The following is a 3,888-nucleotide window of genomic DNA, read 5'->3' on the forward strand; positions in this document are numbered from 1 at the left end:
CGTCGTGTACGACGGCGGCGACGCGCTGGGCGCGGCGCGGGCCTGGTGGACGCTGCGCTGGGCCGGCCACCGGCCGGTCCGGGTGCTGCACGGCGGCTTCCCGGCCTGGGTGGCCGCCGGCCTGCCCCGGTCGACCGACGTGCCCACCCCGGCCCCCGGTGACGTGACCGTCCGCCCGGGTGAGCTGCCGGTGCTCGACGCGGCCTCGGCCGCCGTGCTCGCTGCCGGCGGCGACGGGACGCTGCTCGACGTGCGGGCCGCGGCGCGCTACCGGGGCGAGCAGGAGCCGATCGATCCCGTGGCCGGGCACGTGCCGGGCGCGGTGAACCTGCCCGCCGGCGAGTACGTCGGCCCGGACGGCCGGTTCCCGTCCCCCGGGGCGCTGCGGGTGCGGTTCGCCGCCGCCGGGGTCGCCGACGCCGCGCCAGTGGGGGCGTACTGCGGTTCCGGGGTGACCGCCGCGCAGGCCGTGCTCGCCCTGCACCTGGCCGGCCGCCCGGACGCCGCCCTCTACGTCGGATCGTGGAGCAACTGGGTCGCCGACGGCTCCCGGCCGGTCGCCACCGGCGGCTGACCGCCGACACCCGGCGCCGCGAGCAGCGCGTGCGGTGGGCCTCGCTGCCGGCCCGTGCGACGATGGCCCCATGTCCGAGGACACGGTGGTGGTGTGGGACGAGGCCCTGCTCGCCTACGACATGGGTGACCATCCGCTCGATCCGGTGCGGGTCGAGCTGACCGTCGCGCTCGCCCGGGAGTTGGGCGTACTGGGCCGGCCCGGGGTTCGGCTGGTCAAGCCCGAGCCGGCCGACGAGGCCCTGCTGACCCGGGTGCACGACCCGCGCTACCTCGACGCGGTCCGGGTCGCCCCCCGCGACCCGCTCTTCGCCGGGTTCGGGCTGGGCACGTCGGACAACCCGGTCTTCGACGGGATGCACGAGTCCAGCGCGCTGGTCGCCGGGGCCACCGTGGTCGCCGCCGAGGCGGTGTGGCGGGGCGAGGCCCGGCGGGCGGTCAACGTGGCCGGTGGGCTGCACCACGCCATGCCGGCCCGCGCGGCCGGGTTCTGCGTCTACAACGACCCGGCGGTGGCCATCGCCCGACTGCTCGACCTCGGCGCGGAGCGGATCGCGTACGTCGACGTGGACGTGCACCACGGCGACGGAGTGCAGGCCATCTTCTGGGACGACCCCCGGGTGCTCACCATCAGCCTGCACGAGACCCCGCTCGCGCTGTTCCCCGGCACCGGGTTCCCCGACGAGATCGGCGGGCCGGGCGCGCAGGGCAGCGCAGTGAACGTCCCGCTGCCGCCCGGCATCGACGACGCCGGGTGGCTGCGCGCGTTCCACGCGATCGTGCCGTCGGTGCTGCGCGCGTTCCGGCCGCAGCTCCTGCTCACCCAGTGCGGGGCGGACGGGCACCGGATCGACCCCCTCGCGGACCTGCACCTGACCGTCGACGGGCAGCGCGCCACCTATCTCGCGCTGCGGGCGCTGGCCGACGAGCTGTGCGACGGCCGCTGGGTGGCCACCGGCGGCGGCGGGTACGCCCTCGTCGAGGTGGTGCCCCGCGCGTGGACCCACCTGCTCGCGGTGGCGGCCGGCGACCCGATCGACCCGGCTACTCTCACCCCGCCCGGGTGGCGGGCTCTCGCCGCTGCCCGTCGCCCCGGTCGGGAGGTGCCGCTGCGGATGACCGACGACGCCGACCCCGCGTACGAGCCGTGGCAGCCGACCGGCGAGCCGAACTCGGTGGACCGGGCCATCGCGGCCACCCGCAAGTCGGTGTTCCCCCTGCTCGGCCTCGACCCGTACGACCCCCGGGACTGAGCGGGGTGCGTCCGGGGTGGGGCCGGAACAGGTGACCACCGTCGACCAGCCGGTGGACGTGCTGCTCAGCGACGGCAGCACCGTCGCGCTGCGACCGATCCGCCCGGACGACGCACCGGGCATCGTGTCGATGCACGCCCGTTTCTCCGAGCGCACCCGCTACCTGCGCTACTTCTCGCCGTACCCGCGCATCCCCGAGCGGGACCTGAACCGGTTCGTCCACGTCGACCACCGGGATCGGGAGGCGTTCGTGGTGCTCGCCGCCGAGCGGATCGTCGCCGTCGGCCGGTACGAGCGGCTCGGCCCGCAGGCCCCCGAGGCCGAGGTGGCGTTCGTGGTGGAGGACGCCTACCAGGGGCGGGGGATCGGCTCGGTGCTGCTGGAACACCTGGCCGACGCCGCCCGGCGGGCCGGGATCGTGCACTTCGTCGCCGAGGTGCTCCCGGCCAACGTGGCGATGCTGCGGGTCTTCGCCGACTTCGGCTACCAGGTCCAACGCCAGTACGCCGACGGCGTGGTGCACCTGAGCTTCCCGATCGCGCCGACCGAGGCGACGCTGGAGGTGCAGCGCGGCCGGGAGCACCGCACCGAGGCCCGCTCCATCGCCCGGCTGCTGGCCCCCCGGGGCGTCGCCGTCTACGGCGCGAGCGCCACCGGGCAGGGCGTCGGCGCGGCCCTGCTCGGGCACCTGCGCGACGGCGGGTACCCCGGACCGGTCGTGCCGGTGCACCCGAGCGCGGCGACGGTGGCGGGGCTGCCCGCGTATCCGTCGGCGGTCGACGCCGGCCACGCGATCGACCTGGCGGTGGTCGCGGTGGCCCCGGAGGCGGTCGGCGCGGTGGTGGCCGACGCGGCGGCGGCCGGCGCGCACGGCCTGGTGGTGATCTCGGCCGGCTTCGCCGAGGCCGGTGGCGACGGCGCGGCGGCCCAGCGGGCCCTGGTCCGCGCCGCGCACGCCGCCGGCATGCGGGTCGTCGGCCCGAACTGCCTCGGCGTGGCCAACACCGACGAGGATGTACGCCTCAACGCCACCCTCGCCCCCGCGCTGCCGGCCCCCGGCCGGGTGGGGATCTTCAGCCAGTCCGGCACGTTCGGGGTGGCGCTGCTCGCCGAGGCGGCCCGGCGGGGCCTGGGCCTGTCCAGCTTCGTCTCCGCCGGCAACCGGGCCGACGTCTCCGGCAACGACCTGCTCCAGTACTGGCAGGACGACCCCGGCACCGACGTGATCATGTTGTACCTGGAGACGTTCGGCAACCCGCGCAAGTTCGCCCGGCTGGCCCGGCGGATCGGCCGGGACAAGCCCGTGGTGGCGCTGGCCTCCCCGGCCCGCCCGCCCGGCGTGGGCGGCGACGCCCCCGGCCCGGACGAGGTCGCGGTCAGCGCCCTGTTCGCCCAGTCCGGGGTGATCCGGGTCGACACGGTCGCCGAGCTGCTCGACGTCGGCGTGCTGCTGGCCCACCAGCCGCGGCCGGCCGGGCGGCGGGTCGCCGTGGTCGGCAACTCCTCGGCGCTGACCGGGCTGGCCGCCACCGCCTGCGCCGCGCAGGGTCTGACGGTGGCCGCCGGGTACCCGTCCGACACCGGGCCCCGGGCCGGGGCGGCCGAGCTCGCCGCAGCGCTGGCCGTGGCCGCCGCCGACGAGAACGTGGACGCCCTCGTCGCGGTCTTCGCTCCGCCACTGCCCGGTCAGCTCACCGACACCGAGGCCGACTTCGCCGCCGCCCTGCCCGGCGTGCTCGACGCCGGCAAGCCGGTGGTGGCCACCTTCCTCGCCGGGCGTGCTCCGGCCGGGGTGCCGGCGTACCCGAGCGTGGAGGAGGCGGTGCGGGCCCTGGCCCGGGTCGCCAGGTACGCCGACTGGCTGCGCCGCCCGCCCGGCACGCCGCCCGAGCTGCCCCGAATCGACCCGGCCGCCGCCTCCGCCGCGCTGCGCGCCGACGGGGCCGACCCGGCCGGGCTGCTGCGCGCGTACGGGATCGACGTGCTGCCGTCGGTGCCCGCGCGGTCGGCCGACGAGGCGGTGGCCGCCGCCCGTGTCCCTCGGCTGCCCGGTGGCGCTGAA

The 3,888-nt window shown here is 77.4% G+C and carries 2 protein-coding genes and 1 pseudogene; all 3 read left to right on the forward strand.

Annotation, left to right across the window (positions count from 1 at the left end):
- Positions 1-574: sulfurtransferase (locus tag MCAG_RS23055; protein WP_036374850.1), on the forward strand; the 574-nt coding region annotated here is incomplete at its 5' end.
- A gap of 70 nt (positions 575-644) precedes the next feature.
- Positions 645-1,826, forward strand: a complete 1,182-nt coding sequence (locus tag MCAG_RS23060) for an acetoin utilization protein AcuC (RefSeq protein ID WP_036374852.1) — start codon at positions 645-647, stop codon at positions 1,824-1,826.
- A gap of 31 nt (positions 1,827-1,857) precedes the next feature.
- Positions 1,858-3,888: pseudogene (locus MCAG_RS23065) on the forward strand (GNAT family N-acetyltransferase); the annotation flags it as partial.

The organism is Micromonospora sp. ATCC 39149 (assembly GCF_000158815.1).
Taxonomy (GTDB): domain Bacteria; phylum Actinomycetota; class Actinomycetes; order Mycobacteriales; family Micromonosporaceae; genus Micromonospora.

Coding starts and splice junctions, on each gene's coding strand:
- MCAG_RS23060 (WP_036374852.1), top strand. CDS start 645: ATGTCCGAGGACACGGTGGTGGTGTGGGACGAGGCCCTGCTCGCCTAC.